Source organism: Pseudomonas sp. M5 (assembly GCF_016907075.1).
In the GTDB taxonomy this organism is placed as follows: domain Bacteria; phylum Pseudomonadota; class Gammaproteobacteria; order Pseudomonadales; family Pseudomonadaceae; genus Aquipseudomonas; species Aquipseudomonas putida_E.
The window spans coordinates 2,216,904-2,242,896 of the sequence record NZ_JAFBBH010000001.1; the positions used below are offsets into that span (position 1 = coordinate 2,216,904).

Below are 25,993 nucleotides of genomic sequence, written 5' to 3' on the forward strand. Positions count from 1 at the left end.
TTAATGCAGCCGTCAGGTATTGATGCCGAGCGAAGAGCCTGGGCGCTGGCGGCGCTGCACAGCAGCCGCGTTAGCCCCGGCCACTACCTCGGCGGTGTATAGCTCGGCGTCGGAACTGGCAGGTACCGTCTGGTTGGCGGTCAGTGCATCGCGGGCTAGTTGCCGCTGGAAGGCCAGGACCGATAGTTCGCCAAGGTCGGCATTCGTGATGCCCGGCTGCCGCCGGGGCTGGGGTTCCACCTCGGGCGATTGCACGGACTGGATCATGCCGATCAATTCATGGATGCCACCCGTGCCGTTGGCAGGGATCATTTCGCCACCTCGGGATTGCGCTTCCATCTGCCGCGCTGGTCGGTGTCCCGGCCTTCCAGTTGGAGTTGGGCGCGGGTGCAGAGCAGCCAGGCCAGCGCCTGGGCCTTCTCCCCGAACGGGAATTCCTTCTGGTAGAGCACACCGTCGCGCTGGACGTGGGCGACCCAGCGTAGGCCCTTGGTCAAGGTCAGGCCCCGGACTTTCTCCTGCGTCATCAGACTGAGAACGTAGGCCAGCGCTCCGTAATCCAGGGTCAGTGCGCCGGTGGGATCGTCGTTGACGATGCGGGTGTATTTGGAAGCCAATGGGGAATCTCCTTTGTAAGCGCCCACGGCTGCGCCTACGCAGTGTTTGCGCATCGGCTGGGCGGTGGGGAGGGTTGGATAGGGCTGCGCTAGAACGCGCTGTGCGGGCCTCAGGCAGTCATTGCAAGATTGATCAGATATTGATCAGATGCAGAGCCGGGCCAGTTCGGAATCGTCGCGGGCCACTTCTGGTACAGACACCGCTGGAACCCGCATGGATTCTGGGCGGGCCATTTGCTGCACTATATTAATGGGGTGGCCCGCAAGGTGGTTCACGACGTCGGCGGTACGGTCGAGGCGCTGGCCAAGCGGCTCATTGCTGAAACCGGGAATCGCTAGACAGCGCAGCTCATGCATAACCGATTGGTATGGCACGCCGGGGAACCGCTGGGCGAACTCTAGGGCGGCGTATTCAATGGCTTCAAAGACAGATTGCGCAGCGTCCAGCATAGCGCGGTGGCTGCCCCGTGGATCGTGTGCAGCAATCCAGGCCGGCACAAACAGGGCTACTCGCCTCTGCACCTTGGCCTTGCGCTTCACGTCGTCACGCAGACGGCGGTGCTCGGGCTCCTGCATGTTCAACGATCCGTCAGTGGCTATGCCAAACAGCGCCGCAAGGACATCTGTGTACTCGTGGTATCGAACACCCTCGGGGCGGGTGGCCAGGGCCAGGATCGCGTCTACAGCATCGGTACGTTTCATGGTAGGGGCTACCTCTTGCGAAATCCAAAAGTCGGATGGGTCGGCAGTGGCGCTCATATCCAATGGAGCGGGAAGCTGGGCCAGCGCCGCAACTCGGCGGCGGCTGATACCCAGCTCGGCGGCTATCTGACGTTGGCTCTTGAGCGGCAACAAAGCGTGTACGGTGTACAGCAGGCGGGTCGTTTCAATGGTGGCAGCAAAGCGCGCCGGGATTCGTGCGGTGGTCATACGGTCCTCGCATATCGGGCCGAAGGTTTCAGGCAGTAGCCCTCCGTCGCATCGGCGTGTATCAGGTTGGGGAATCGGGATCGGCCAAGCCATATTCAGCAAGAAGTGCTGCGCGGCTGGCGGGTTCATTCTGGATTGCTAATGCAGGGCTAGCGGGTTGGCTAGCCGGTGGACGTTTGAACTGCTCGCGCAGCTTCTCCAGTTCGGCGGCGGTATCTTCCTGTCGCGCAGCTTTGGCGGCCTCGATCATCTTGAGTAACGACACGCTCGCGCTGATGGTCGCCGCGTCCACTTGGTAACCGCCCTCCTTCGCGTCTTTATAACGCTGGCGGGTGCCCTCAATCGTGGCAGCGAGCAGCTCCAGTCCCAGACGGTCGAGGTCAATCGTCTTTCTCCGGGCCATCAGCAGCCCCCGCGTTCATTCAACGCATCAAGCAACCGCGCCTCTGTCCAGGCATGCCGCCCTTGCTGCTCGCGGTCCAGCATGCGCCAAGCGTTGAAGGCTTGAGAGCCGGGGCAGTATTCGCGGATGTGGGTTCCTGGGAGGTATCGAGCTTGCAGCCCGGCACGCCGGATGAGCGCGGCAATGGCATTCATCAGGCTACTACGTGGCACCTCGGGGAACGCCTCGCGGAGCACTGTGGTGGTGATTGGTTTCGGTGCTGGAAGTGCGTAGTTAAGCCGCATAAAGCGGACGATTCGGGCAGCCGTGAGCGCTGGCCTGCCCTGCAACTGAGAGCTGTGGGTCATGGTCCCTCCAATGGGTTCAGGTAACAGTGTGCTTGAAGTCGAAAGCGTTCCCGCCTAGAGATTCAACGTCTCCAGACAGGTAGTGTTTCGATGTGTACGGGAAGTATTCGGGCAGGGCTGGGTGTACCAGATGCCGGGGAAACTGGACGGGATAGGCCGCGCCCTTGCAGGTCTGAGCAGACAGCGACGGTGTTCGATGCAGGGTAAAAAGCGCGGCGGCCCGCTTGGGGTTGCATAGCGGGCTGACTTCTGGACCCGGGCGCAGGCACGGACGATAGCAGCGCGTTGTGCCGAGGTGGTTATCTCTCTCTGCTATGGTATGTGACAGTTACCGAACAGAGGTGCCATATCCCTGGCCAAGCCCTACAGCGCAAGGGCTGGCGGTAGGTAGCCCAGGCAGGGCCTAGAAGGCCCCAGGCGCGAATCCTGCGCAGATCAGGCCGTCAGTGCAGAACGGCACCAGCTCACGGGAAGGCGATGCCCAGGCGCTCCACCAGGCGCTTCACCTGCATCGGATTGAACTCCGCCCCACGGGCAGTGCGATGCCCCTTAGCATTCAGCCAGGCAGCCATGGCAGCCAGTGTGCGGCAGCCATCGAACATCCCAGCTTTGACGTGTGAGGCCATGCTATCGGCCCAGCGATCAGCTTTGGCCTTGACCGCATATACAGCAGCGGCCTGGCCCGCTACCTGGCCCGCTACGCGGCCCTTAGAGCGACGTTCTACCTTGGCCTGGGCATCGGCGTCCCCGCCATCAGCCCGAGCCTTGAGGGATGCCAGAGCTGCCTTGGTGCGCTGGCTGATGAACGTACGCTCCTGCTCAGCCAAGGCGGCATAGATGTGCAGTTGGAACTTGTCGGCCTGGGGCATCGTCGCCACCTTGAAATCGGCCACCTTCATGAGCCCCGCAATATCTGCAACGTCGCGGCTCAGGCGGTCCAGCTTAGCCACCACCAACACGGCGCCTGTCCGCCTGCACAGCTCCAGCGCCTTGGCGCACTTTTCCCTGTCGGCAGGGCTGATAGTGCCGCTGGCGTGATCCTCGAAGCTGGCGATTACTTTCCACCCTTCACTCTCAGCAGCGGCCTGGACGTACTCGCGCTGTGCCTCCAGGCCCAGCCCGGAGCGCCCTTGCTTCTCAGTGGATACACGGTAGTAGGCGACGACTTGCATGCTGGAGACTCCTTGCTGGGTGGCTTGGAATCAATATTAACGATCCATTGTCGTTCGTCAAGGATTTGTTAAGACGTACCACAAGGATTTGTTAAACGCTCGCCGGGAGCAGTAGACAGGCGCCATGGCCAATTGCTAGCGTCAAACCTCCCAACCGCAAATGGAGAGTCACCGATGGCCGACGTTGCGTACTTCTACATCTACAAGGACGCTGCAAAGGAATGGCGCTGGAAGTTTGTAGCGAAGAACTCAAAGACCATTGCCGTGAGCAGCGAGAGCTACCACAATCTAGTGGACTGTGAGCACGCGGTGAGCTTGCTCAAGGAGCAGGGACCGGCTGCCCCAGTCATCGGGGACGACGATTTCGACCGGCTGCGTAAGTAGCATTGAGCAAGGCCCGAGGCATCCCGCTCGGGCCACCTCCCCACCCCGGCTAGGAAGGGCCTACGGGGGATTCCGACCTTGATTGGGTCAGACTCCCGCCTCGCACGAATACAACAAATTTAAGCCGGAAGACTTTCTGGCACACTGCCCTGCTCCAGTAGCTCACGGACCTGTGCCAGCAATGCCCTTGGCCGATGCAGCGGTGCCTTGCCGCCGTAGATACTGGTCGCCTTGCTGCCCTTGGCGGTATGCCCAAGGACTCCACCGACCTCATCAGGCGTAGCGCCAGCAGCCCGGAGCAGGTCCGCGCAGGTGTGCCGCAGACTGTACAGTGAGAGCTTGCCAGGCTTACCCCGCAGGGCGATGCGCATCGCGTCCCCTAGCCGCTTGACCCTGGCCCTGGCTCGCTTCGCATCAGCCGCCCCTCGGTCTGCCAACACCAATCGGAACAGCTCGGCATCATCGGCATGCACAGGCAGGCTACGCCGACTGGCGCTATTCTTGGCTCCCGATAACCCAGCGTGAAACACCAGCTCTTTGTTGTGCAGAATGTCTTCCCTGATGGCCAGGGCCTCGGGGCCTTCCTGCAATAGCTCCAGCGGGCGCAACCCGTAGCGCACCAGCAAGCGGGCGGCGGCGGCATCCACGGCATCGCTACGCGCATCGAAGGCTTGCAGGACGGCATGCACCACCGCCAATGGCATCGAGTCCCTGGCGTCCGCTTGAAGTTGGCCACCCTGGCGGACGGCACGAGCTACAGCGCCGTTACGCGGCAGGGCAATGCGTTCCCAGCCAGGCAGCTCCCGCAGCACGGTGATGAGGCCAGCGGCTTGATTGTGCACGCTACTTGCCTTGCCACCCGCGCTCAGTCGCTCCTCCGCAAACTGCATGATCCGTTGTACCTGTGCATCCGGCGTGGATGGCCAGCGCAGCACCTTTGCCGCCAGCGAGCGCACAATGCCCGCCCGGCCTTCACTGACCCTTGAGCAGTATCCGTCCAGGGCCTCGGTGAACTCAGCGGCTGTACGCTGATCCGGGCTGCCAGCAAAGGCGCCAGGGGCCGCATCAGCGGGTTTCTGTGGCGTGCCGGTGGGTTGCTCCAGGCTCGGCACCTCACCCCGTTCCAGGGCCTCCAGGGCGCGCAGAGCGGCCATTGCTTCCGCAGGGTTGTAGTCAGCCGCGCCGGGGTGCTTCCCGTCTGCAATCGCCTGGAGCGCGGCCTTACGCCATTCGAGCTCAGCCGCCCAGGTGGGGGCCTGCCGCTGGCTCGGTTCAAGGGCTTCGACTGCCGACCGGGTAGCACCGTCTACAACGGCCCGCAGGCGCTCTAGGATGCTTTCGGCCGTGACCCTTTGGGTAGGCTCATCCAGCGCCTGCATCGCCCCTGCACCGCCACCGCAGGCGCTCTGCGTCAGGGCGTCAGAGCAGGTACGGTCGAACTCCACCGAAACCACACGGGCGAGCTGTAGCGCCTCCTTGCGGTCGGCAGTGCCCAACGCCTTGCGGAACTCCGCCCTGCCGACAATGGCAGCGACATCAGCGGGGAACCGACGACGATAAAAGTAACGACCGTCGCGGCGGGTAACGTAGGACATTGCTGTCTCCAGTGGTGCACGTGCCCAGGGCGCATGCTCGGGGCTGGTGGTGGGATTTAGCTGTACGTGCCCCAGTGCCCGCTACCCTGGAAGCCTTGGGCGGCGTGCACTGTAGCAAAATTCAGTGGTCGAATTGTGGACCATCACTCAGGGACTGAATACCCGGTCTGCGTTTGCAGCCGCCTGGGGCCGGGGTATAGTCGCTGATAACAAATGAAGACATGCCGTACCTGTACTGGCCCCCGCAGAGGACACTCCCGATGAAGTTCGAAGGCACCCGCGACTACGTCGCCACAGACGACCTGAAACTGGCGGTCAACGCGGCCATCACCCTCGAACGCCCACTGCTGGTCAAGGGCGAGCCAGGCACCGGCAAGACCATGCTTGCCGAACAGCTGGCCGCCTCCTTCGGCGCCCGACTGATCACCTGGCACATCAAATCCACCACCAAGGCCCACCAGGGCCTCTACGAGTACGACGCGGTCAGCCGCCTGCGCGACTCCCAGCTGGGCACTGAAAAAGTCCACGATGTGCGCAACTACCTGAAAAAGGGCAAGCTCTGGGAAGCCTTCGAGGCCGAGGAGCGGGTGATCCTGCTGATCGACGAAATCGACAAGGCCGACATCGAGTTCCCCAACGACCTGTTGCAGGAACTCGACAAGATGGAGTTCTACGTCTACGAAATCGACGAGACCATCAAGGCCAAGCAACGCCCGATCATCATCATTACCTCGAACAATGAAAAAGAACTGCCCGACGCGTTCCTGCGCCGTTGCTTCTTCCACTACATCGCCTTCCCGGACCGCGACACCCTGCAGCAGATCGTCGATGTGCACTACCCCAACATCAAGCAATCGCTGGTCAGCGAAGCGCTTGACGTGTTCTTCGACGTGCGCAAGGTGCCGGGCCTGAAGAAAAAGCCCTCCACCAGCGAGCTGGTCGACTGGCTCAAGCTGTTGATGGCCGACAACATCGGCGAAGCGGTATTGCGCGAACGCGACCCGACCAAGGCCATTCCGCCGCTGGCCGGCGCCCTGGTGAAGAATGAGCAGGACGTTCAACTGCTCGAACGCCTGGCCTTCATGAGCCGGCGCGGCAACCGCTGACAGGAGCCGGCCATGCTGCTCAACCTGTTCAACGAAATGCGTGCGGCCAAGGTGCCGGTATCGGTTCGCGAACTGCTCGACCTGCTCAACGCCTTGCAACAGCGCGTGGTGTTCGCCGACATGGACGAGTTCTACTACCTGGCACGGGCCATCCTGGTGAAGGACGAGCGCCATTTCGACAAGTTCGACCGGGCTTTCTCGGCCTACTTCAAAGGCCTGGAAAACCTCGACCGGCACCTCGAAGCACTGATCCCTGAAGACTGGCTGCGCAAGGAGTTCGAGCGCTCGCTGACGGATGAGGAACGTGCACAGATCCAGTCACTGGGCGGCCTGGACAAACTGATCGAGGAGTTCAAGAAACGCCTGGAAGAGCAGAAGGAACGCCACGCCGGTGGCAACAAGTGGATCGGCACCGGCGGCACCAGCCCGTTCGGCTCTGGCGGTTTCAACCCTGAAGGCATCCGCGTGGGCGACGCCGGCAAACGTCAGGGCAAGGCGGTGAAGGTCTGGGACCAGCGCGAGTACAAGAACCTCGACGACCAGGTCGAGCTGGGCACGCGCAACATCAAGCTGGCCCTGCGCCGGCTGCGCAAGTTCGCCCGCGAAGGTGCCGCCGAGGAGCTGGACATCGACGGCACCATCGACCATACCGCACGTGACGCCGGGCTGCTGAACATCCAGATGCGCCCCGAACGGCGCAACACGGTCAAGCTGCTGTTGCTGTTCGACATCGGCGGCTCGATGGATGCCCACGTCAAAGTCTGCGAAGAGCTGTTCTCGGCCTGCAAGACCGAGTTCAAGCACCTGGAGTACTACTACTTCCACAACTTCGTTTATGAATCGGTGTGGAAGAACAACCTGCGGCGTACTTCGGAGCGCTTCTCCACCTTCGACCTGCTGCACAAATACGGCGATGACTACAAGGTGGTGTTCGTCGGCGACGCGGCCATGGCGCCCTACGAGATCACCCAGCCCGGTGGCAGTGTGGAGCACTGGAACGAAGAGGCCGGGTATGTGTGGATGCAGCGCTTCATGGAGAAATTCAAGAAGATCATCTGGATCAACCCGTATCCGAAACAGGCCTGGGATTACACGGCATCGACACACCTGGTGCGTGACCTGATCGAGGACAAGATGTATCCGCTGACCTTGCAAGGGTTGGAGGATGGCATGCGGTATCTGTCCAAGTAGTTTCGCCTGTACCGGCCCTATCGCCGGCGGGCCCCACAGATACACCTCAGCATTTGAGCCTTGTGGGGTACCCGCGGGAGCCGGCTTACCGGCGGTAGCGCCGGTAGCGTCACCGCCAACCGTTCAGGCAAGCCTGCTGCTCCCGCCAGGCCTCTTCCTGCACCACCGCCCTGAACCGCACCGCCGCCCCCGGCATGCACTGGGCCAACTGCGCCAACGCCAACGGCGTCAACGCCCCCAGCCGCGGATAGCCACCGATGGTCTGCCGGTCATTGAGCAGCACGATCGGCTGCCCGTCCGGGGGCACCTGCACCGCCCCTAACGCAATACCCTCCGAAATCATCGGCGCGCCCTGATAAACAAGCTGCGGCCCGAGCAAACGAATGCCCATGCGGTCGCCACGGCTGTCCAGCGTCCAGTCACGGTTGAACGCCTCGAACAGGCTCATACCGCTGAAATCACCGATCTGCGCGCCCATGACCAGATCGAGCACGGGCTTTTGCCGATAATGGGGGCGCAGCACCTCTGGCACTTCGCGCAGGGCCGGCTGCGTGCCGGCAAACGCCAACAATTGCCCTTTGCCTAGCGCGGCCCCTCGCCCATCGGTGCCACCCAGCTCTTCACGCACAACAGTGGCGCAGCTACCCAGCACGGCTTCACCTTCAAACCCGCCCGGCGCCGCAAGATAAGCACGCACGCCCTGCTTCGGTTGCTTCAAGGTCAGCCGTTGGCCCTTGGCCAAGGCAAAGCTGCGCCAGGGGGCCAGCGGCTGGTCATCGACACGAGCATCCAGGTCGGCACCGGCCAAGGCGAGTATGCAATCCTGCTCGGCCACTACCGTGAAGCCGCCCAGCGCCACCTCGACCACCGGCGCGCCCAACGGGTTGCCCAGCAGCCAGTTGGCCCAATTCATCGCCACCCAATCCAGCGCACCGCCCTGGGTCACCCCCAGGTGCCGCACACCAAAGCGCCCGGCATCCTGCAACTGGCACAAGGCGGTGCTGGCTTCGATCTTCAATTGCGTCATGCCTGTGCCTCCAACGGGCTGTCGTCACCACCCAATGCCAGGAACTCGGCATGGGACACCGCCACGAAGCGCACCCGATCGCCCGGCTGCAGCAGGCTGTAGCCTTCACGCTCGCGGTCGAACAGGCGAACCGGGGTACGCCCTATGAGGTTCCAGCCGCCAGGTGACACGGCGGGATAGGCGGCTGTCTGGCGCTCGGCAATGCCGACACTGCCGGCCGCCACGCGCTTGCGCGGAGTGCTCAGCCGCGGGGATGCCAGGCGTTCGTCCACCAGCCCCATGAAACCGAACCCCGGAGCGAAGCCAAGGGCGAACACCGGGTACTCGCGCTCGCTGTGCAGGCGGATCACCTCTTGCTCGCTCAAGCCGCTGCGTGCGGCCAGCAGCGGCAGCTCAGGGCCGACACTGGCGTCGTACCACACAGCAATCTCGTGCCGGCGACCGCTGGTGCCCGCATCTGGCTGCAGCCCCTCCAGCGCCTGGTCGATCAACGCACTCGCCTGCCTTGGCGGCATATCGAACTGCACCATCAGCGTGGTGTAGGACGGCACCAGGTCCACCAGGTGCTCACCGAAGGCGGCACTCAAACGGTGGCTCGCGGCGAGCAGCCACGGCATGTTGGCCTCGTCGATCCGGTCGAACAGGCGCACCATCAGGCAGTCGATCGCAACCACTTCGATTCGCAGCTTCATGCCGACCCCAGCGCATCGAGGGCCTGGCGGATCTGCCGCACCGCCGCCACCGAGCTGTCATTGTCACCGTGCACGCACAGGGTACTGGCGTGCAGGCGCAAGGCGCTGCCATCGTCGGCCACCAGCGTTTCACCACGGGACAGGCGCAAGGCCTGCTCGACCACCACGGCCGAATCGTGATGAACCGCACCCGGCAGGCGCCGCGACAGCAAATGGCCGCTGGCGGTATAGGCGCGGTCGGCGAACGCTTCGAACCACAGCGGCACGCCAACCTCGTCACCCAAGGCTTGTGCGCCGCTGTCGTCGGCAGTGGCCATGAGCATCAAGGGCAAGCCAGCGTCATACGCCGCCACGGCTTCGAGCACGGCTCGCAGCTTGAGCGGGTCGGCCATCATGTCGTTGTACAGCGCGCCGTGGGGCTTGATGTAGGCCACCCGGCCACCCTGGACCTTGCAGATACCGTCAAGAGCGCCGATCTGGTAGTGCAGCAGATCGCGAATTTCCTCGGCACTGCAGGCCATGGAGCGTCGGCCGAAGCCGACCAGGTCCGGGTACGCCGGGTGGGCGCCGATGGTCACGCCATGCTGCAGGGCCAGGGCCACGGTACGGCGCATGGTGCCGGGGTCGCCGGCATGGTAGCCGCAGGCAATGTTGGCGCAGTCGATGTAGGGCATTACCTCGGCGTCCAGGCCCATGCGCCAGCTGCCGAAGCTTTCACCCATGTCGCAATTGAGTAGCAGGCGTTTCACCTGGCGTGCTCCCGTGTCGATGTTCATGTGCCTACCTTAACGCGCCTGGAGGTGTTTGCCGCGGGTTTCCGGCAGGCTCAAGGCCGCCAGAATCACCACACCGTACGACACCGCGGCGAACCCGCCAATGCCCAGCCCGAGCGGCACCTTCTGGCCAAGCAGGCCGATCAGCAAGGGGAACATCGCGGCGATGACCTTGCCGATGTTGTAGCAGAAGCCCTGCCCCGAGCCACGAATGCGGGTGGGGAACAGCTCGGTGAGGAAGGCCCCCATGCCGCTGAAGATGCCCGAGGCAAAAAAGCCCAGCGGGAAACCCAGCCACAGCATCACGCCATCGCTGACCGGCATCTGGGTGTACAGCAGCACGATGATGAACGAGCCCACGGCGAACAGGATGAAGTTCTTCTTGCGCCCCAGAATGTCAGACAGGTAAGCGCTGACCACATAGCCGATGTAGGAGCCGACGATCACCATCGCCAGGTAGCCACCGGTACCCAGCACGCTCAAGCCGCGCTCGTTCTTGAGGAAGGTCGGCAGCCACGAGGTGATGGCGTAGTAGCCCCCCAGCGCACCGGTGGTCAGCAGCGACGCACGTATTGTGGTCCAGAGCATGCCGGGGGCGAAGATCTCGTAGAACTGCGAGGGCGCCTCGGCGCTCTCCACTGCCTTGGCCTGGCGATACACCTCAGGGTCTTTGACCAGGCGCCGGACGAAAATCACGAAAATGGCCGGTACCAGCCCCAGCAGGAACAGCGCGCGCCACGCCTGCTCCGCCGGTAGCCAGGAGAACAGCAGCGCATAAAGGATCGCCGTCAGGCCCCAGCCGATGGCCCAGCCGGACTGCACCATGCCCACCGCCTTGCCACGGTCCTGGGCGCGGATCACCTCACCGATCAGCACCGCGCCGGCGGTCCATTCGCCGCCAAAGCCGAAGCCCATAAGGGTCCGGGCGAGCAGCAACTGTTCGTAGTTCTGGGCGAAGCCGCAGAGGAAGGTGAAAAAGGCGAACCACAGCACCGTCAGTTGCAGGGTGCGCACGCGGCCGATGCGATCGGAGAGGATGCCGGCGACCCAGCCGCCGATGGCCGACGCAATCAGGGTGCTGGTGTGGATCAGCCCGGCTTCGGTCGTGGTGATGCCCCACAGCATGATCAGCGTAGGGATGACGAAGCTGAGCATTTGGGTGTCCATGCCATCCAGGCCATAGCCGATCTTGCAGCTCCAGAACGTGCGCCGTTGCTGGGAGTCGATGTCGCGGTACCAGGCGAACGGCCCGGTCGAAGGTGGGGATTGCACCTGTTGCTGCACGCCGCTTGGGTTCATGCTTGCCTCGGCTTGTTGGTATTGTTTTATGGGCGACGTCTGGCGTCGCGGCCTGTGCGTCATGTTCAGAGCCCGCAGCGCCCGAGTCCAACGAGAAAAACCGCCGGTCTGGAACAAGAAAAACTGATCATGAACCTACGCTTCCTCGAAACTTTCGTCTGGGTCGCCCGGCTCAAGAGCTTCCGCCTCACCGCCGAGAAACTTTTCACCACCCAGGCGTCGGTCTCCAGCCGCATTGCGGCACTGGAAGCCGACCTGGGCGTCAAGCTGCTGCTGCGCGATTCACGCGGCGTCAGCCTGACCCCGGAGGGCAGCAAGGTGCTGGAGTATGCCGAGCGCATGCTCGACACCGCCAAGGCCATGAAACAGTCGCTGGACAGCGACCGGGCCAAGGTCGGGCGCATCCGCCTTGGCGTGATGGACACCGTGATCCACACCTGGATGAGCGCGCTGGTGGCCGAGTTGAGCGAACGCTACCCGCAGGTGGAAATCGAGCTGGTGGCTGATACTGCATTGAACTTGCGCGAACAGCTGCAAAAAGGCTTTCTCGACGTGATCCTGCAAACCGACCTGCTGCGCGAACAGTCGATCCGCAGCCTGGACCTGGCGCGCTACCCGATGGGCTGGGTGGTGGCGGCCGGCTCAGCCCAACACCGCGACTACGCCTCGCTGGCCGAGCTTGGGCGTGAGCGGATCGTCACGTTCTCGAAGAACTCCCGGCCGCACCAGGAAGTGCTCAGCCTGTTGCAGGCCGCAGGGGCCGAAACCCCACGGCTCAACTGCGTGAACTCGGTGGCGGCGATCACACGGCTGTTGCGCGACGGCTTCGGCATTGGTGCGCTGCCGCCCGCGCTGGTGGACGCCGAACTGAGCCGGGGCGAACTGGTGCTGCTCGAAGGCTTGCAGCCGCCGCCGAGCCTGGAACTGGTGGTGGCCTGGCAGACCGGGGTGGCGCTGGTGGATGAGGTGGTCGGGGTGTGCCGGCAGGTGCTGGAGCGCTATGCGCGGGATGTGGGAGGGCAGCGGATTGTGTTGGTTTGACAAACGCTAGTATCTGTACCGGCTCTCACAGCTCTCACGGACAGTGATTTATTTGTGGCAGCCGGCTTGCCGGCGGTAGAGCCGGGCCTGACCCAGCAGGGATCAACGCCAGCTCTCTTTCACCGCCTTGCGCCGCCCACCGAGAATGACCCAGGCAATTCCCAGCAACAGGCTTTCGACGACAAACGCCAGCACAAACCCCGCACCGACGCCCCAGCCAATCGCCTCCGGCACCAGCAGAATCTGATAGCTGTACGCCTTGAGCGTCTCTTCACGCATTTGCGGGTCGGGCTGCACCAGCACATGCCAGGTGCGGCTGACCCACGAGCCTTGCAGCGCCTGCCACTCGTTCTCGAGCACCTGGTTGCGGATCAGCAGGCTTTCTATGCTGTTGGCATCGCTGTTGAACACCACATCGTCACTGCTGCGGTAATGCCGCACCAGCGCCTGCAAATCGCCCTTGAAGAAGCGTTCGGCGGTCTGTTTGAAGCCATCGAGTGCCTGGCGCGATTCGAACAGGTGCGCCTCGACCCGCTGGCTGTAATCCTTGACCAGCCCAGGCACCTGGATACCGGCCAGCAGGCCGAAGGTGAACAGCAGCAACCGCAGGTAACTTCTGAACATGCAGCGTCCTTAGCTCTGGCCTTGCGAAACGCACTCTCCGTGCCGCCACAGGCCCCATTGGCCGGGTTCGTAGCGCCGCCAGGTCTCGTTCTCGGTCAAGGCCTCGGTGGCAATCACCGTGACCACGTCATTGGGGGTGGTTTGGGTGTGAAAGTCGACGATCAGGTCGACATCCTTCAAACGCGCCGCGCCAAAGGGGGCGCGACGGGTAATGTGTACCAGCTTGGTCGAACAGAAGCAGAACAGCCAGTCACCATTGCTGAGCAGGCAGTTGAACACGCCCTTGCCGCGATACTCGGCACAGGCTTCGACCAGCACCGGCAGCAGCTGTTCCACTGCGACCGGCTCAGGGAAAGCCGCGCGGATGCGGTTGAGCAAGTCGCAAAAGGCTGCTTCGCTGTCGGTGTCGCCCACCGGCCGGTAAAAGGTCGCCTCGCCCTTGAACGCCCCCAGCTGGCCGTTGTGGGCGAAGCACCAGTTACGGCCCCACATTTCGCGCACGAACGGGTGCGTATTGGACAGGCACACCTGGCCGACATTGGCCTGGCGGATGTGGCCAATGACCACTTCGCTCTTGATCGGATAACGCTGCACCAGGTTGGCGACTTCCGACTCGCTGCTCGCTGCCGGGTCCTGGAAAAGCCGCAGGCCGCGGCCTTCGTAGAAACCGATGCCCCAGCCGTCACGGTGCGGGCCGGTACGGCCGCCGCGCTGCATCAGGCCGGTGAAGCTGAAGACGATGTCGGTGGGGACGTTGGCGCTCATGCCCAGCAGTTCGCACATGGTGATGCCTCCGCTTACAGACGTGGCTCGACCCGGCCACCAGAAGGTGCGGCAGGCGGTGGGTCATTGCGGTAACGGTCACCGCGTTCGGCGGCCAGCGGCGCCCCGACGCCCACTTGATCATCCTCGGCAGCCAGGCGTTTGGCGGCGGCCTCCTGCTGCTCGCGACGCTCGCGGGCACGCTTTTCCAGCGGCCAGCGCAGCAGCACGAAGGCCAGGTACAGGCCAAAGGCGATCAGGCCGTACATGGCAAAGTCCGATACCGCGCGCCAGGCGTTGTTGCCCACCTTGAAGGCAACGTCCAGGGCAGTGATGGCGATGGCCGGGGCCATGGCATCCTTGCCCGGGTCGACGACGGTCGGCGTCAACAACAGGACCGCGAGGATCACCCGCAGCGGCTCACGCAGCCAGCGCCACATCCAGCCAGTGAGTTTGAAACCCACCCAGAGACAACCCAGGGCAGCAACAGCGTAAAGGCCCCAGGCGAGGGTATAGTCGTTCTCGGTCATGGTGATCGTGCAAGCCAGGCAAAGAGTTGCCTATGATAAACACTTTTCCGGGCGCAGGCGCCCCCCAGCCAAGAGATCCCCGATGCCCAACGCGCTCCAGCCCCCCATCGCCCGCCAAGACCAGGCCACCGACCCTTACGCCTGGTTGCAACAGCGCGACACCCCTGAGGTGCTCGAGTACCTGCAGGCCGAAAACGCCTATCAGCAAGCCTGCCTGGCCGACCAGGCGCCCCTGCGCGAACAGCTGTTCGAAGAGATCAAGGGCCGTATCCTGGAAACCGATCTGTCGCTGCCCTCCCCCTGGGGCCCGTACCTCTATTACACCCGCACCACGGCAGGCGATGAATACCCGCGCCACTATCGCTGCCCACGGCCTGCGGATGACGCCAACACGGTGGACGAAAGCCAGGAACAGCTGCTGCTCGACCCCAACGCCTTGGCCAACGGCGGCTTTCTGGCCCTTGGCGGCTTCAGCGTCAGCCCCGATCACCGCCTGCTGGCCTACAGCCTCGACACCAGCGGCGACGAGGTCTACACCCTGTACGTCAAGGACCTGGCCAGCGGCAACCTGACCGCCCTGCCCTTCGACGACTGCGACGGCAGCCTGACCTGGGCCAATGACAGCCAGACGCTGTTCTTTGCCGAACTGGACGACACCCACCGCCCGTGGCGGCTGCGCCGTCACACGTTGGGCGAAACCGGCGCGCAGGCCGTTTTCGAAGAGCCGGACGGGCGTTTTTTCCTGCATTGCTACCGCGCCAGCTCCGAGCGCCAGCTGGTCCTGCTGCTCAACAGCAAGACCACCAGCGAAGCCTGGGTGTTGGACGCTGAAACGCCACGGGCGGCATTTACCTGCCTGGCACCGCGCGCCGAGGGCCACGAGTATTTCCCCGACCACGGCCAGCTCGATGGCCAGTGGCGCTGGTTCATCCGCAGCAACCAGGACGGCATCAATTTCGCCCTGTACCAGGCAGCGGCAGACCAGGTGCCCACCCGCGAGCAATGGCAGGTGCTGGTGCCGCACCGCGACGACATCATGCTCGAAGGCCTTAGCCTCAACGCCAGCGCCCTCACCTTGAGCCTGCGTGAAGGCGGCCTGCCGATCATCGAAGTGCGCCCGCAAGGCACGCCGGCCTACCGCGTCGAGTTGCCTGACGCGGCCTATAGCCTGTACGTACAGGACAGCCTGGAGTTCGCCAGCACGCGCATCCGCCTGCGCTACGAGGCACTCAACCGCCCGGCCCAGGTGCGTCAGCTGGACCTGGCCACGGGCGCGCAGACAGTGCTCAAGCAAACCCCGGTGCTGGGCGAGTTCGATGCCGACGACTACGTCAGCGAACGCCTGTGGGCCACCGCCGCCGACGGCACCCAGGTACCGATCAGCCTGGTGCGCCGCAAACAAGACCAGGGCAAGACGGTCCCCCTCTACCTGTACGGTTACGGTGCCTACGGCGAGAGCCTCGACCCGTGGTTCTCGCACGCCCGCCTGAGCCTGCTGCAACGCGGTGTGGCCTTTGCCATCGCCCATGTGCGCGGTGGTGGCGAGCTGGGGGAAGCCTGGTACCGCGCCGGCAAGCAGGAGCACAAGCACAACAGCTTCAGCGACTTCATCGCCTGCGCCGAGCACCTGATCGCTAAAGGCGTGACAGCCTCCGACCGCTTGGCCATCAGTGGCGGCAGCGCCGGTGGCCTGCTGATGGGCGCGGTGCTCAACCTGCGCCCGGATCTGTTCCGCTGCGCCATCGCCGAAGTGCCGTTCGTCGATGTGCTCAACACCATGCTCGACCCCGAGCTGCCATTGACCGTCACCGAGTACGACGAATGGGGCAACCCGCAAGAGCCGCAGGTGTATGAGCGGATCAAGGCCTACGCCCCCTACGAGAACGTCAGCGCCCAGGCCTACCCGGCCATGCTGGTGGTCGCTGGCTACAACGACAGCCGCGTGCAGTACTGGGAGGCGGCCAAGTGGGTGGCGCGCCTGCGTACGCGCAAGACCGACAGCAACCTGCTGCTGCTCAAGACCGAAATGGGGGCCGGCCACGGCGGTATGAGTGGGCGCTACCAGGGGTTGCGAGACGTGGCACTTGAATATGCGTTCGTCTTCAATGAGCTGGGCGTGGTGTAAAACGCGCTTTTCGTTGTCATAGGTTCGCAGGGCCAATGGCCCTGATTGCCGGCAAGCCGACGATCGGGGCCGCCCAGAAACTTTCGGACAACACCCGCCAAGAAGAACGACACATGCCCGACCAGACCCATCTCAGCGCCGAAATCCGCGACATGCTCATGGACTGCGACCTGTTCGATACCTTGCAGCCCGCTGACTTCCATACCGCCGCAGGCTACTTCAGCCTCGCCACCCTGGTCGAAGGCGAAACCATCTTCAACGAAGGCGACGCCGGCACCTTCATGTGCATCCTGCACCACGGTGTGGTTTCAGTGCGCAAGACCGACGCCCACGGCGCCCAGGTAGAAATCGCCACGCTGCGCAGTGGCCGCGCCTTCGGCGAAATGGCCGTGCTCGACGGCGAGCGCCGCTCGGCCAGCTGCCTGGCCGCCAGCGACTGCCTACTGCTGACCTTGGGCAAGGATTCGCTGGAAAAGATGCTCAACGAAGCCCCACGCATCGCCGCGCGGATCATCCGCGCACTGGCCGTAGCCTTGTCGAAACGCCTGCGGATGCAGGACGGGCAGCGCCTGGCACTTTAGTCATCATTCGCCGGCGGCTTGGCCGGTTCCGTACGCAATCCAGGCAATGGCTGATCCTTCGGCGGCCCAGGCACCGGCATGGGCGGCAGCAGCGGCGCGCCGGGCTGGCTGTCGTAGGCCTTGGGTACAGTGCTCGGGGTAATCTGAGGGTACGGCGTGGGCGTTGCCGTGCCAGGTGCCCCGGGCACCGGTGTAGTGATACGCGGCGGCGTGCCGGCGGCATGCGCCAAGGGCAGGCCGGCTAACAGCAGCGCGGCGAGGATCGCATGAAACATCAGCAACCTCCTGTCTGAACATTCCTACAGGCTACGCCTTAATACACGTTTCCGCCTGTCCGCTTGCCCTGCAAGCGCGCTAGACTCGTTGGCATAACCGTTACCTGCCTGATCAGAACAAAGGAAACACCATGAGTTCGGCATCCACGTCCGCCGCCACCGCCCGCCTCGACCGCATCCTCGCCGACGCCAAGCGCGACAAAGAGATGGGCTACCGCGACAAAGCCTTGAGAATGTACCCGCACGTGTGCGGCCGTTGCGCCCGTGAGTTCGCCGGCAAGCGCCTGAGCGAGCTGACCGTGCATCACCGTGACCACAACCACGACAACAACCCCCAGGACGGCTCCAACTGGGAGCTGCTGTGCCTGTACTGCCACGACAACGAGCACTCGCGCTATACCGACCAGCAGTACTTCAGCGAAGGCTCCACCAGCACCCCGAGCATCGCCAAGGCCACGCACAACCCGTTCGCCGGGCTGGCTGGCTTGCTGAAGAAAGACTGACTGTCGACACAGCCCCCCGCTGCTGCCGGCGAGCCCGTATAATCGCGCTTTTTTTGCGAAGGGCCCCGGCACGTGGCAAACAAACGGTACAGCTGCATCGGCCTGTTCAACCCAAAATCTGCAGAGAACGTAGGTTCGGTGATGCGCGCAGCGGGTTGCTACGGCGTCAACTCGGTGTTCTACACCGGCAAGCGCTACGAGCGCGCCCGCGACTTCGTCACTGACACCAAGCGCGTGCACTACGATATTCCGCTGATCGGCATCGACGACCTGCAGCGCATCATCCCGCTGGGTTGCACACCCGTTGCAGTGGAGTTGGTGGAAGGTGCACGGCCCCTGCCTGACTACACCCACCCTGATCGCGCCATCTATATCTTCGGGCCGGAAGACGGCAGTCTCGATGCCAGCGTGCGCGCATGGTGTGAAGAAACCATCTACATCCCTACCGAAGGCTGCATGAACCTCGCCGCGACGGTGAATGTGGTGCTATACGACCGTTTGGCCAAGGGGCTCAATACCCGCTCGGGCCCCAAGTTCAAGTAGCCGGGCAACGCGCAGCGCCCTACCAACATTGGCAAATTGCGACCGCTTGGCAACCCGACTGAACGTGTGCAGCAAGCATCTGGTCAGCTGCTTACACTTCAGATGGAGGGCTTGCCATGCTCGATATTCATTCCACTACGGCGTCACAGGACCATAACGTACAGGGCCTGGAACGGGTCGGTTCACTGGCCGGGGGTGCGCTGATGTTCACCAAGGGTATGCGCCACGGCGGGCTGGTCGGGCTGCTGCAGATGGCGGTCGGTGGCCTTGCGGTGGCTCGCGGAATCAGCGGCCATTGCTCGACCAAGGCCTGGTGGCAGAAGCATCGACAGGAATATCACCGTTTGCGCTCGGACATTGAACGCAGTGCGACGGAGCTGGAGGCGCTCAAACGCAGTGCCGAGGCGGCGACGCGCGGGGTGACGGTAACGGGGAAAGACCCGCTCACGGGTAGTTGATCAGTTGTTTTTAATGGCCCTGTCGCCAGCAGGGCCAGCCTGCAAGCTAACGCAACGCCTTGCTCTGCAAGACCTCGGATCGCCGCCCCAGCACGTTCTCACTGATCTGCACGAACTCCTCGGTGCTCACCTTCGGCAAGCGCATCAGCGCCTGGGTCACATCATCCAGTGAGCGCTTGGCCTGGGTGTGGATGCGGATCTCCTTGTCCAGCGCCTGCAACAGCAAAACACCACGGGCAACCTGGGCCGGGCTTGCCCGCTCGCCGCGCAACTGGGTGACCTTGGCCCCCTGCTTCTGCAAACGCGCCTGCCACACCTGGTAGCGGTCATCGCTCACCCCCCCGGCCCGGCGCAGCAACTCGTTGGCGTAATAATCGGTGAGGCTCTGGCCAAGCCAGTCGCTGTCAGCACTCACATGAACCTGCGCAAACAGCTGCACCAGTTCACGCAGCACAGGGCTGTTACCGCTCTCGCTGACCATGGGCCTGGCACTGTGCAGGTATATCGAGCCCCGCGCTGCCATTGCTCCGCGCCACATGCCATCACGGGCCCCCACCAACAGCAGCTTTGCCGGGTTGCGTGGGAATACCGCCTGCAGGTGCGGCCAGACGAAGGTCAGCAGGGTGAGATTGTCCATGCGGCGCATGCCCTGCCCCACCGGGGCCGCCACCGTCACCTCGGTCTCGCCCAGACGCGCACGTCGGCTGCCAAGGTCGCCGGCCAGCATCCAGCCAGTCGGGCGATCGAACAGGCGCGATACATTGTCGATACGGAACTTGTCCTTGCCGATGCGCGGCCAGGAGGTTTCGATGCTTTTCCAGCCCTCAGGCAGGTCGACCGACAAGCGCGCCACCAGTTCGGTGCCGTCTTGCTGGTCAAGGCGTGCCGGTGGCACCAGCTGGTCACCCAGGAACAAAGCCCAGTGAGGGGTAATGCGCGAGGAATAGGCACCGCTGCGTACTTTCTCGTCCAGCTTGACCCGGTAGCTGAGGCTGGTCTTGCCCGCCGCCGGGTGCCACACACCGCGCTCTCCCTGCACCTGCCACTGGCCGTCCGCCTGGAAAGCGCTGTAAGCCCCCTGCTTGCCCAGGTCGAAGTCGAGGCTACGCACGGCATTGCCGTCTGCCAGGGTCAGGCGCACTTCGGCCTGGCCACTGGCAGGCAACAGCCGCACCTGGTAGTCGAGGTCGACTTTCTTCGCCCAGGCAGGCGAGCTGGCCACAAGGCCCAGCAGGAGCAACAGCTGGCAACGCATACAGAAACTCCTTGTTTCCCAGAGGCGACGGAGGATGCCGCTCAGCTGGCGCGAAAAATCAGGTGGTCTTCCCAGTCGTCTTCGTCCACATCCTGCTCCCTGAGCATACGCCCCGACTGGGAAATGCGCTGTTCATGCACCTGGCTGCGGTCGCCGCAGACCAGGTGGTGCCATGCCGGCAGGTCCTTGCCCTCGCTGACCAGACGATACCCGCAGGTGCTCGGCAGCCACTTGAACTGGTCAGCCTTGCCAGGGGTGAGCTGGATGCAATCGGGCACTTGGGCGAAACGGTTGGGGTAGTCGCTGCACTGGCAGGTGTTCATGTCCAGCAGCTTGCAGGCAATACGGGTGTAATAGACGCTGTTGTCGTCCTCGTCCTCGAGCTTTTGCAGGCAGCACAAGCCACAGCCGTCACACAGCGACTCCCACTCTTGCGGGTCGAGTTGTTCGAGGGTCTTGCGCCGCCAGAACGGCGCGCTTTCAGCGATCATCACACGGGTTTCCTGCATTGGGCCTGCGCCAGGCTTGATGCTGGAAGCTCCAGGCAATTGCGGCGCGTATGGCTTTTTTCTGGTGGCTTGCAGCTTGAGTGTTGTAGCTGGGCGCCATGGCGGCGCCAGTCTAGAGCCTGGCCTTCGGCAATGCCAGACCGCTTGTCAGTAGCGACCGGCTGCAGCTCAATAGCCCCGCGCGAAATCCACTTCGCCACGCAACCCTTGCCCTGCCTGGTATTGCCGCACGTTCTCGACAAACAGCCGTACCATCGCCGCCGGCGAAGTCGGTGCCGAGCTATGCCCGGTCAGCAACAACCCCCACGCCGTCCAGAACGGGTGACGCTGCGGCAACGGCTCCTGCCGGCACACATCGATCACCGCGCCCGCCAGATCCCCCTGCTTCAGCGCCTCGACCAGGTCAGCATCGACCACCGCCACCCCACGCCCGGCATTGATGAACAGCGCACTGGGCCGGAAGCACTTGAACAGCGCGGCATCATAAAGGTCATGGGTTGCCGGGGTATCCGGCAACAGGTTGAGCACGTAATCGGCCTGCCCGACCATCCGTGGCAAATCAGCCAACCCGGCGACCTCGACGAACGGCGCCTGCTCGCGGGGCGTGCTGGCAATGCCATAGAGGGTCACGCCAAACGGCAAGAGAAATTCGGCCACGCGTTGGCCGATATCGCCGGTACCCACGATCAGCACCTTGCGCCCTTCAAGCGTACGCCCCGGGCGGTCGTCCCAACGGCGCTCCACCTGGCTCACCAGCCGAGACAGCACTTCGCGCTCGTGCCCCAGCATATAGGTGAGCATGTACTCGGCCATCACCTGGCCAAAGATGCCGACCGCACGGGTCAGGCGGTAATCACGCGGCAAGCCATCGGCCAGCAAGGGCGTGATGCCGGCCCAGGTCGATTGCATCCAGGCCGGCTTGTGGCCCTGGCGCAGCAGACTGGCAAGCAGGTCTGGCTGGCCCAGCCAGACCGGGCACTGGGGTGCCTGCAAGGCCAGTTCGGCGGAATCGCCGCTGGTCAGGATTTCCAGGTCCGGGGCCGCTTCAGCCAGCAGGCGGGCGTAGTTGGCATGATCCTGCTCAGCGATCAGAACGCGCATCAAAGTGACAACCTTGGCAGACAACGAAGGCGGCCCGGCATGCGGGCCACCTTGGGGTGTGAAGGGAGAGTGGCCGGGTCAGACCGGGTCGTTTCGGCGCAGAAGTTCTTCCGGCAAATGCTCGATGTACTCGTCCTCGGCCGGCGGCATCTGCAGGTGGTAACCCTGGTTTTCGAGGTTGTCCAGCACCTTGACGATGTCCTCGCGGGCCAGCTTGCGCTCGGGGCTCAGCACCAGGTCGAAGGCATGCACGGGCGTGCCGAAGAACGGCAGCAGCGCCTCGGGCACGCGCTCCAGGCCCTCGGCCTTGAGTACGTAGAGGTACATTTCGTTCTTGCGGGGGCTCTTGTAGATCGAGCAGATACGTTTCATCGGGTTTCTCCGGCGCCCGCCAGGTCGTCCAGCAGGGCCTGGCCCATCCGCTCACGGCGCCAGCCGCGCAGCGAATCGGGCAGTTGATAGGGGCCATTGGGGTAGCCGCTCTTGAGCAGGGCTTCCAGGGCCTTTTTGCGCAGCATCAGCTCCGGGGCAATGCCCAAGCGCTCGCCTTCGGCCTGGCCGATGGCGCGCAGGCGCTTGAGGATGCCGGCCGCTTCGATCGGCAGCGGTTCGGGCAACGTGGCCGGCCATTGCTCAGGCGGCAGGCTGGCGGCGCGCTTGATCAGCTCGATCAGGAAGGCGCCATCCTGGCGGATGGTGCGTGGGTGCATTTCATCGATCTTGGCCAGGGCCGACAAGTTGTCCGGCTGGTTCTTGGCCATTGGCCACAGCGAGTGTTCCTTGAGGATACGGTTGCGCGGCACATCGCGGCTGCGTGCTTCACGCTCGCGCCAGGCGCACAGCTCGCGGAGCACCGCCAGTTGCTGGCGGCCCAGCTTCCAGGCCAGCTTGACATCGCGGTACAGGGTCTCGGGCTCGACCTCACGGCGCAACGCCGCCACCAGTTCGGCACCGTCTTCCAGCACCCACGCGTACTTGTCGTCGGACAGCCGGGGGCGCAAGGCCGCAAACAGTTCGGCCAGGTGCACGGCATCCTCGGCGGCGTAGCTGACCTGGGTGTCCGACAGCGGGCGCTGCAGCCAGTCCGAGCGGGTTTCACCCTTGGGCAGCTCAAGGCCCAGCACTTCTTGGACCAGGCGCGAATAGCCCATGGAGAAGCCCAGGTTCAGGTAGCCCGCGGCCAACTGCGTGTCGAACAGCGGCTGGGGCAGCTTGCCGGTCAGGCGCAGCAGCACTTCGAGGTCTTCGCTGCAGGCGTGCAGCACCTTGACCACGCCTGCATCCTCTAGCAGTTCGCCCAGCGGCTGCCAGTCGCCGATCAGCAACGGGTCGATGAGATAAGCCCGCTCGCCGTCACCGATCTGGATCAGGCCGGCTTTCGGGTAAAAGGTGTCGACCCGCATGAATTCGGTGTCGAGCGCCACAAAGGGCAATGTGCGCCACCTCTGGCAGAGTTCGGCCAGGGTCTGGTCGTCACGGATCCAGTGTATTTCGATGGCCACGAGGCTCTCCCACAAACATTGGCGCGCAGTATATACGGCGCGGGCCCTGCGGGTGAAACCTGACGAACATCTGCGCCGACGGCGGTCAGCCTGGCAAGCGAAGCTTGGCGTAAGGCTCGCGGTCGATATCCAGCACTTCCACGCACAATTGCAGGTCTACGCCCGCCTGCTCAGGTATGGCCTCACGCAGTACCTCCAGCAAGCTGGCGGACAATTGCTTCTTTACCTCCGCCGGGCGCCCGCTGAGGATGGCCAGGCGCACATGGGCAAATGCCCGCTCGGCCGGTGCTGTGCCCACCCGGTAATGGGCGAACGCCTGGGCGCGGCTTTTGATGTCCGCCTCATCGGCAAACTGGCCGCTGCCGACCAGGGCGTGATTCAGGCGCAACAGCAGTACCTCGACATTCAGCTCGCGCAAGTTGTCGCTGTATTCCAGGTTCAGGTGAGGCATGGCACAGGTTCCAGGCGTTGGGGGAAGCGACAGCCTACCCCAGTCCCCTACCCGCGCAAAGGCGGCTATCCTCAAAGGTCAGGACCTTACTGACAACCCTGACAGAGGTGAAGAAATGCCAGTTCCGCATGATCTGCTCGCTGACTTGCACGTTACCGCCGATGCATTCCAGGCACTGATAGACAAGGACCAGACGCTGCATGCCCTGCACAAGGAATACAACGCCAAAGACAAGGAGGTGGTGGCCGCCGAAGGCAATGGGACCAACGACGATACCGTCAACCGCCTGCGCAAGGAGCGCCTGCTGATCAAGGACAAGATCGAGCGAATCATTCATCCGCCGAAATCCTGATGGCTCTCTGCTGAATCAATCGGCCTGTCGCCGGCAAGCCCGCTTGCCGGCGACAGGCCCAACACCCGTTACACAGCAGCCGATGCGTTCAAAGCCCCGTCCAGGTCTTCGATCAGGTCCCGGTAATCCTCGATCCCGATCGACAGCCGCAACAGGCTTTCACTGATGCCCATCACCCCCTTCTGCTCGGGGCTCAGTGAGTTGTGCGACATGCTCCAGGAGTGGTTGATCATGCTCTCCACGCCGCCCAGCGAATCGGCCAGGACAAAGATCTGCAATGCCTCCACCAGGCGGTTGAGCGCCGCCCGGTCACCGTTCTTGACCTTCATTGCCACCACCGCCCCGCCAGCGCGCATCTGGCGTTTGCACAGCGCGTGCTGCGGGTGGCTCTCCAGGCCCGGGTAATACACCTGCTCGATCTGCGGATGGCTTTCCAGAAAGCGTGCCACCTGCAGGGCATTGGCACACTGGCGCTCCATGCGCACGTCGAGGGTCTTCAGGCCACGCAGGGCCAGGTAACAGTCGAACGGGCCCTGGATTGCCCCCACGGCCATGCTGATCTTGCGCAGGCGCCCCAGCAAGGCGTCATTGGCAGCCACCACCACGCCGCCGGTCAGGTCGGAGTGGCCGCCAATGTATTTGCTGGCCGAATGCATCACCAGGTCCACACCGAGGGTGATCGGCCGCTGGTTCCACGGCGAGCAGAAGGTGTTGTCGATGCAGGTGAGGATGCCACGCGCCCGTGCCAGGTCGCAGACCGCCTTGATGTCGACCAGGTGCAGCAACGGGTTGGTCGGCGACTCGATCCAGATCAACTGGGTTTCGGGTTTGATCGCCGCCGCTACGGCCGCGACATCGTTGAGGTCGACATAGGTGGTGGTAAGGCCCGACGTGCGTGCGCGGTAGTCTTCAAGAATGCGGAAGGTGCCGCCGTAGACACCGTTCATCACCACCACATGAGCGTCCTTGGGGAGCAGCTCCAGCACCGTGGCGGTGGCGTTTACACCGGAGGCACAGGCCACCGCGCCAACACCCTCTTCAAGCGCCGCGACACAGCTTTCATAGGCATGCCGGGTCGGGTTGCCGACGCGGCTGTAGGCGTACTCGGGGTTGTCATCGAGGCTGCGCTTGATATACGAGCTGGCGGTGTAGATAGGCGGGAAGATCGCGTTGTCGGCGACACTGAACTGCTCACCGGCGTGGATGGTACGGGTGGCGAAATTGCGCGGCTTGTCGGACATGGTCGGGCCCATTGGCAGATGTAAGTGCGCAACTATCGCACAATCACCTGCCGCCACAACGCCGGCGGTTGCGGGAATTTTTTCTATCGTTGGGGTAATCTGGGGAATATTTTCCTGACCGCCAGCGGATCCTCATGGACAGTTTCGACCAGCACATCCTCACCCTGCTCCAGCGCGACGCCTCGCTCTCGCTCAAGGACCTGGCCGAAGCCGTCAACCTGTCCACCACCCCCTGCTGGAAGCGGGTCAAACGCCTGGAAGAGGATGGCTACATCCTCGGCCGCGTCGCCCTGCTCGACCCCGAACGCCTGGGCCTGGGCCTGACGGTATTCGTCCAGCTCAAGACCCAGCGCCACGACAGCGCCTGGCTTGAGCAGTTTGCCGAGACGGTGAAAGGCTTCGAGGAGGTGATGGAGTTCTATCGCATGTCAGGGGACTGGGATTACATGCTGCGGGTGGTGGTGGGGGATATCGCCGCCTACGACCGGTTCTACAAAAAGCTGATTACCAGCACCGATGGGCTCTCCAACATCACGTCCAGCTTTGCCATGGAGCAGATGAAATACACCACGGCTTTCCCGGTACACAGGCCCTGATCGGTGCC

33 protein-coding genes are annotated in these 25,993 nt (G+C 63.6%); 11 read left to right on the top strand and 22 right to left on the bottom strand.

Annotated features, from left to right (window positions below):
• Positions 1-12 precede the first annotated feature (12 nt).
• The 6 genes from JOE27_RS10025 to JOE27_RS10050 form a co-directional block, all read right to left on the bottom strand.
• Positions 13-312 (bottom strand): hypothetical protein, encoded by a 300-nt coding sequence (locus tag JOE27_RS10025; RefSeq protein ID WP_204918647.1) that lies wholly within the window; start codon positions 310-312, stop codon positions 13-15.
• Positions 309-617 (bottom strand): hypothetical protein, encoded by a 309-nt coding sequence (locus tag JOE27_RS10030; RefSeq protein WP_204918649.1) that lies wholly within the window; start codon positions 615-617, stop codon positions 309-311. The genes JOE27_RS10025 and JOE27_RS10030 overlap by 4 nt, the downstream gene beginning before the upstream one ends.
• Before the next feature lie 144 nt (positions 618-761).
• Positions 762-1,547: a hypothetical protein gene (locus tag JOE27_RS10035; protein ID WP_204918650.1), complete on the bottom strand. Its 786-nt coding sequence runs from the start codon at positions 1,545-1,547 to the stop codon at positions 762-764.
• 61 nt (positions 1,548-1,608) lie between these two features.
• The gene (locus JOE27_RS10040) at positions 1,609-1,950 is read right to left on the bottom strand and encodes a hypothetical protein (RefSeq protein WP_204918652.1); all 342 of its coding nucleotides are present in this window, start codon (positions 1,948-1,950) and stop codon (positions 1,609-1,611) included.
• Complete coding sequence (locus JOE27_RS10045; RefSeq protein ID WP_103470063.1) at positions 1,950-2,297, bottom strand: hypothetical protein; 348 nt, start codon at positions 2,295-2,297, stop codon at positions 1,950-1,952. Before JOE27_RS10045 ends, JOE27_RS10040 begins: the two co-directional genes overlap by 1 nt.
• Positions 2,298-2,761: 464 nt before the next feature.
• Complete coding sequence (locus JOE27_RS10050) at positions 2,762-3,469, bottom strand: recombinase family protein (protein WP_204918654.1); 708 nt, start codon at positions 3,467-3,469, stop codon at positions 2,762-2,764.
• 174 nt (positions 3,470-3,643) lie between these two features.
• Between JOE27_RS10050 and JOE27_RS10055 the strand changes: the two genes are divergently transcribed.
• On the top strand, positions 3,644-3,853 hold the full coding sequence (locus JOE27_RS10055) for a DUF1508 domain-containing protein (protein ID WP_196164732.1): 210 nt from the start codon (positions 3,644-3,646) through the stop codon (positions 3,851-3,853).
• 119 nt (positions 3,854-3,972) lie between these two features.
• Here JOE27_RS10055 and JOE27_RS10060 read toward each other — a convergent pair whose 3' ends face one another.
• The gene (locus tag JOE27_RS10060) at positions 3,973-5,448 is read right to left on the bottom strand and encodes a DUF6538 domain-containing protein (protein WP_204918656.1); all 1,476 of its coding nucleotides are present in this window, start codon (positions 5,446-5,448) and stop codon (positions 3,973-3,975) included.
• 260 nt (positions 5,449-5,708) lie between these two features.
• Here JOE27_RS10060 and JOE27_RS10065 point away from each other — a divergent pair, with 260 nt between their 5' ends.
• Together JOE27_RS10065 and JOE27_RS10070 are read left to right on the top strand one after the other, a co-directional pair.
• Complete coding sequence (locus tag JOE27_RS10065) at positions 5,709-6,554, top strand: MoxR family ATPase (RefSeq protein WP_012315697.1); 846 nt, start codon at positions 5,709-5,711, stop codon at positions 6,552-6,554.
• A 12-nt stretch (positions 6,555-6,566) separates the two neighbouring features.
• Complete coding sequence (locus JOE27_RS10070) at positions 6,567-7,745, top strand: VWA domain-containing protein (RefSeq protein ID WP_012315698.1); 1,179 nt, start codon at positions 6,567-6,569, stop codon at positions 7,743-7,745.
• 109 nt (positions 7,746-7,854) lie between these two features.
• Here JOE27_RS10070 and JOE27_RS10075 read toward each other — a convergent pair whose 3' ends face one another.
• The 4 genes from JOE27_RS10075 to JOE27_RS10090 are packed head-to-tail and all read right to left on the bottom strand — an operon-like array spanning position 7,855 to position 11,536.
• A complete protein-coding gene (locus tag JOE27_RS10075; protein ID WP_119687616.1) occupies positions 7,855-8,772 on the bottom strand; it encodes a biotin-dependent carboxyltransferase family protein in 918 nt (305 codons plus the stop codon).
• A complete protein-coding gene (pxpB, locus tag JOE27_RS10080; protein ID WP_174142312.1) occupies positions 8,769-9,464 on the bottom strand; it encodes a 5-oxoprolinase subunit PxpB in 696 nt (231 codons plus the stop codon). Before pxpB ends, JOE27_RS10075 begins: the two co-directional genes overlap by 4 nt.
• Positions 9,461-10,240, bottom strand: coding sequence for a 5-oxoprolinase subunit PxpA (locus tag JOE27_RS10085; RefSeq protein ID WP_204918658.1), 780 nt, complete (start codon positions 10,238-10,240; stop codon positions 9,461-9,463). The genes pxpB and JOE27_RS10085 overlap by 4 nt, the downstream gene beginning before the upstream one ends.
• Before the next feature lie 9 nt (positions 10,241-10,249).
• Positions 10,250-11,536: an MFS transporter gene (locus JOE27_RS10090; RefSeq protein WP_012315702.1), complete on the bottom strand. Its 1,287-nt coding sequence runs from the start codon at positions 11,534-11,536 to the stop codon at positions 10,250-10,252.
• A 129-nt stretch (positions 11,537-11,665) separates the two neighbouring features.
• Here JOE27_RS10090 and JOE27_RS10095 point away from each other — a divergent pair, with 129 nt between their 5' ends.
• Positions 11,666-12,577: a LysR family transcriptional regulator gene (locus JOE27_RS10095; protein WP_046788027.1), complete on the top strand. Its 912-nt coding sequence runs from the start codon at positions 11,666-11,668 to the stop codon at positions 12,575-12,577.
• Between the two features lie 102 nt (positions 12,578-12,679).
• Here the strand turns inward: JOE27_RS10095 and JOE27_RS10100 are convergent, their stop codons facing one another.
• Genes JOE27_RS10100 through JOE27_RS10110 form a run of 3 tightly spaced genes read right to left on the bottom strand, consistent with a single transcriptional unit; the run spans position 12,680 to position 14,493 of the window.
• Positions 12,680-13,201, bottom strand: a complete 522-nt coding sequence (locus JOE27_RS10100; protein WP_196996880.1) for a DUF2937 family protein — start codon at positions 13,199-13,201, stop codon at positions 12,680-12,682.
• A gap of 9 nt (positions 13,202-13,210) precedes the next feature.
• Positions 13,211-13,984 (bottom strand): class II glutamine amidotransferase, encoded by a 774-nt coding sequence (locus tag JOE27_RS10105; RefSeq protein ID WP_012315711.1) that lies wholly within the window; start codon positions 13,982-13,984, stop codon positions 13,211-13,213.
• 14 nt (positions 13,985-13,998) lie between these two features.
• The gene (locus JOE27_RS10110) at positions 13,999-14,493 is read right to left on the bottom strand and encodes a hypothetical protein (protein ID WP_012315712.1); all 495 of its coding nucleotides are present in this window, start codon (positions 14,491-14,493) and stop codon (positions 13,999-14,001) included.
• A gap of 82 nt (positions 14,494-14,575) precedes the next feature.
• Here JOE27_RS10110 and JOE27_RS10115 point away from each other — a divergent pair, with 82 nt between their 5' ends.
• Both JOE27_RS10115 and JOE27_RS10120 read left to right on the top strand, forming a co-directional pair.
• On the top strand, positions 14,576-16,618 hold the full coding sequence (locus JOE27_RS10115; protein WP_174142313.1) for a S9 family peptidase: 2,043 nt from the start codon (positions 14,576-14,578) through the stop codon (positions 16,616-16,618).
• Positions 16,619-16,731: 113 nt separating this feature from the next.
• The gene (locus JOE27_RS10120) at positions 16,732-17,199 is read left to right on the top strand and encodes a cyclic nucleotide-binding domain-containing protein (RefSeq protein WP_115275498.1); all 468 of its coding nucleotides are present in this window, start codon (positions 16,732-16,734) and stop codon (positions 17,197-17,199) included.
• On the opposite strand, the gene JOE27_RS10125 is transcribed toward JOE27_RS10120, so the two are convergent.
• The gene (locus JOE27_RS10125; protein ID WP_046788019.1) at positions 17,196-17,474 is read right to left on the bottom strand and encodes a hypothetical protein; all 279 of its coding nucleotides are present in this window, start codon (positions 17,472-17,474) and stop codon (positions 17,196-17,198) included. The two genes, JOE27_RS10120 and JOE27_RS10125, sit on opposite strands and share 4 nt — an antisense overlap.
• A gap of 131 nt (positions 17,475-17,605) precedes the next feature.
• On the opposite strand from JOE27_RS10125, the gene JOE27_RS10130 reads away from it, so the two are divergent.
• From JOE27_RS10130 to JOE27_RS10140, 3 genes are all read left to right on the top strand, one after another.
• Positions 17,606-17,977, top strand: coding sequence for a YajD family HNH nuclease (locus JOE27_RS10130; protein WP_012315716.1), 372 nt, complete (start codon positions 17,606-17,608; stop codon positions 17,975-17,977).
• Between the two features lie 72 nt (positions 17,978-18,049).
• Entirely contained in the window at positions 18,050-18,520 is a 471-nt protein-coding gene (locus JOE27_RS10135; protein ID WP_115274091.1) for an RNA methyltransferase, read from the top strand.
• A 116-nt stretch (positions 18,521-18,636) separates the two neighbouring features.
• Positions 18,637-18,978, top strand: coding sequence for a DUF2892 domain-containing protein (locus JOE27_RS10140; RefSeq protein ID WP_046788018.1), 342 nt, complete (start codon positions 18,637-18,639; stop codon positions 18,976-18,978).
• A 46-nt stretch (positions 18,979-19,024) separates the two neighbouring features.
• On the opposite strand, the gene JOE27_RS10145 is transcribed toward JOE27_RS10140, so the two are convergent.
• The 6 genes from JOE27_RS10145 to JOE27_RS10170 form a co-directional block, all read right to left on the bottom strand.
• Positions 19,025-20,233: a hypothetical protein gene (locus tag JOE27_RS10145; RefSeq protein ID WP_204918660.1), complete on the bottom strand. Its 1,209-nt coding sequence runs from the start codon at positions 20,231-20,233 to the stop codon at positions 19,025-19,027.
• 41 nt (positions 20,234-20,274) lie between these two features.
• A complete protein-coding gene (locus JOE27_RS10150; RefSeq protein ID WP_042112095.1) occupies positions 20,275-20,724 on the bottom strand; it encodes a YcgN family cysteine cluster protein in 450 nt (149 codons plus the stop codon).
• A gap of 186 nt (positions 20,725-20,910) precedes the next feature.
• The gene (locus JOE27_RS10155) at positions 20,911-21,843 is read right to left on the bottom strand and encodes a D-2-hydroxyacid dehydrogenase (RefSeq protein WP_046788016.1); all 933 of its coding nucleotides are present in this window, start codon (positions 21,841-21,843) and stop codon (positions 20,911-20,913) included.
• Positions 21,844-21,921: 78 nt separating this feature from the next.
• Positions 21,922-22,215 carry a YcgL domain-containing protein gene (locus tag JOE27_RS10160; RefSeq protein WP_012315722.1) on the bottom strand — a complete coding sequence of 98 codons (294 nt, stop codon included), beginning with the start codon at positions 22,213-22,215 and terminating at the stop codon, positions 21,922-21,924.
• Positions 22,212-23,345, bottom strand: coding sequence for a ribonuclease D (gene rnd, locus JOE27_RS10165; protein ID WP_115274087.1), 1,134 nt, complete (start codon positions 23,343-23,345; stop codon positions 22,212-22,214). The genes JOE27_RS10160 and rnd overlap by 4 nt, the downstream gene beginning before the upstream one ends.
• Positions 23,346-23,430: 85 nt before the next feature.
• On the bottom strand, positions 23,431-23,796 hold the full coding sequence (locus JOE27_RS10170) for a 5-carboxymethyl-2-hydroxymuconate Delta-isomerase (protein WP_046788014.1): 366 nt from the start codon (positions 23,794-23,796) through the stop codon (positions 23,431-23,433).
• 115 nt (positions 23,797-23,911) lie between these two features.
• Between JOE27_RS10170 and JOE27_RS10175 the strand changes: the two genes are divergently transcribed.
• On the top strand, positions 23,912-24,148 hold the full coding sequence (locus JOE27_RS10175; protein WP_012315725.1) for a YdcH family protein: 237 nt from the start codon (positions 23,912-23,914) through the stop codon (positions 24,146-24,148).
• Between the two features lie 68 nt (positions 24,149-24,216).
• Here the strand turns inward: JOE27_RS10175 and JOE27_RS10180 are convergent, their stop codons facing one another.
• Positions 24,217-25,401, bottom strand: coding sequence for an aminotransferase class I/II-fold pyridoxal phosphate-dependent enzyme (locus JOE27_RS10180; protein ID WP_115274086.1), 1,185 nt, complete (start codon positions 25,399-25,401; stop codon positions 24,217-24,219).
• A 122-nt stretch (positions 25,402-25,523) separates the two neighbouring features.
• Here JOE27_RS10180 and JOE27_RS10185 point away from each other — a divergent pair, with 122 nt between their 5' ends.
• Positions 25,524-25,985 (top strand): Lrp/AsnC family transcriptional regulator, encoded by a 462-nt coding sequence (locus JOE27_RS10185; protein WP_012315727.1) that lies wholly within the window; start codon positions 25,524-25,526, stop codon positions 25,983-25,985.
• The last annotated feature ends 8 nt before the right edge of the window (positions 25,986-25,993 follow it).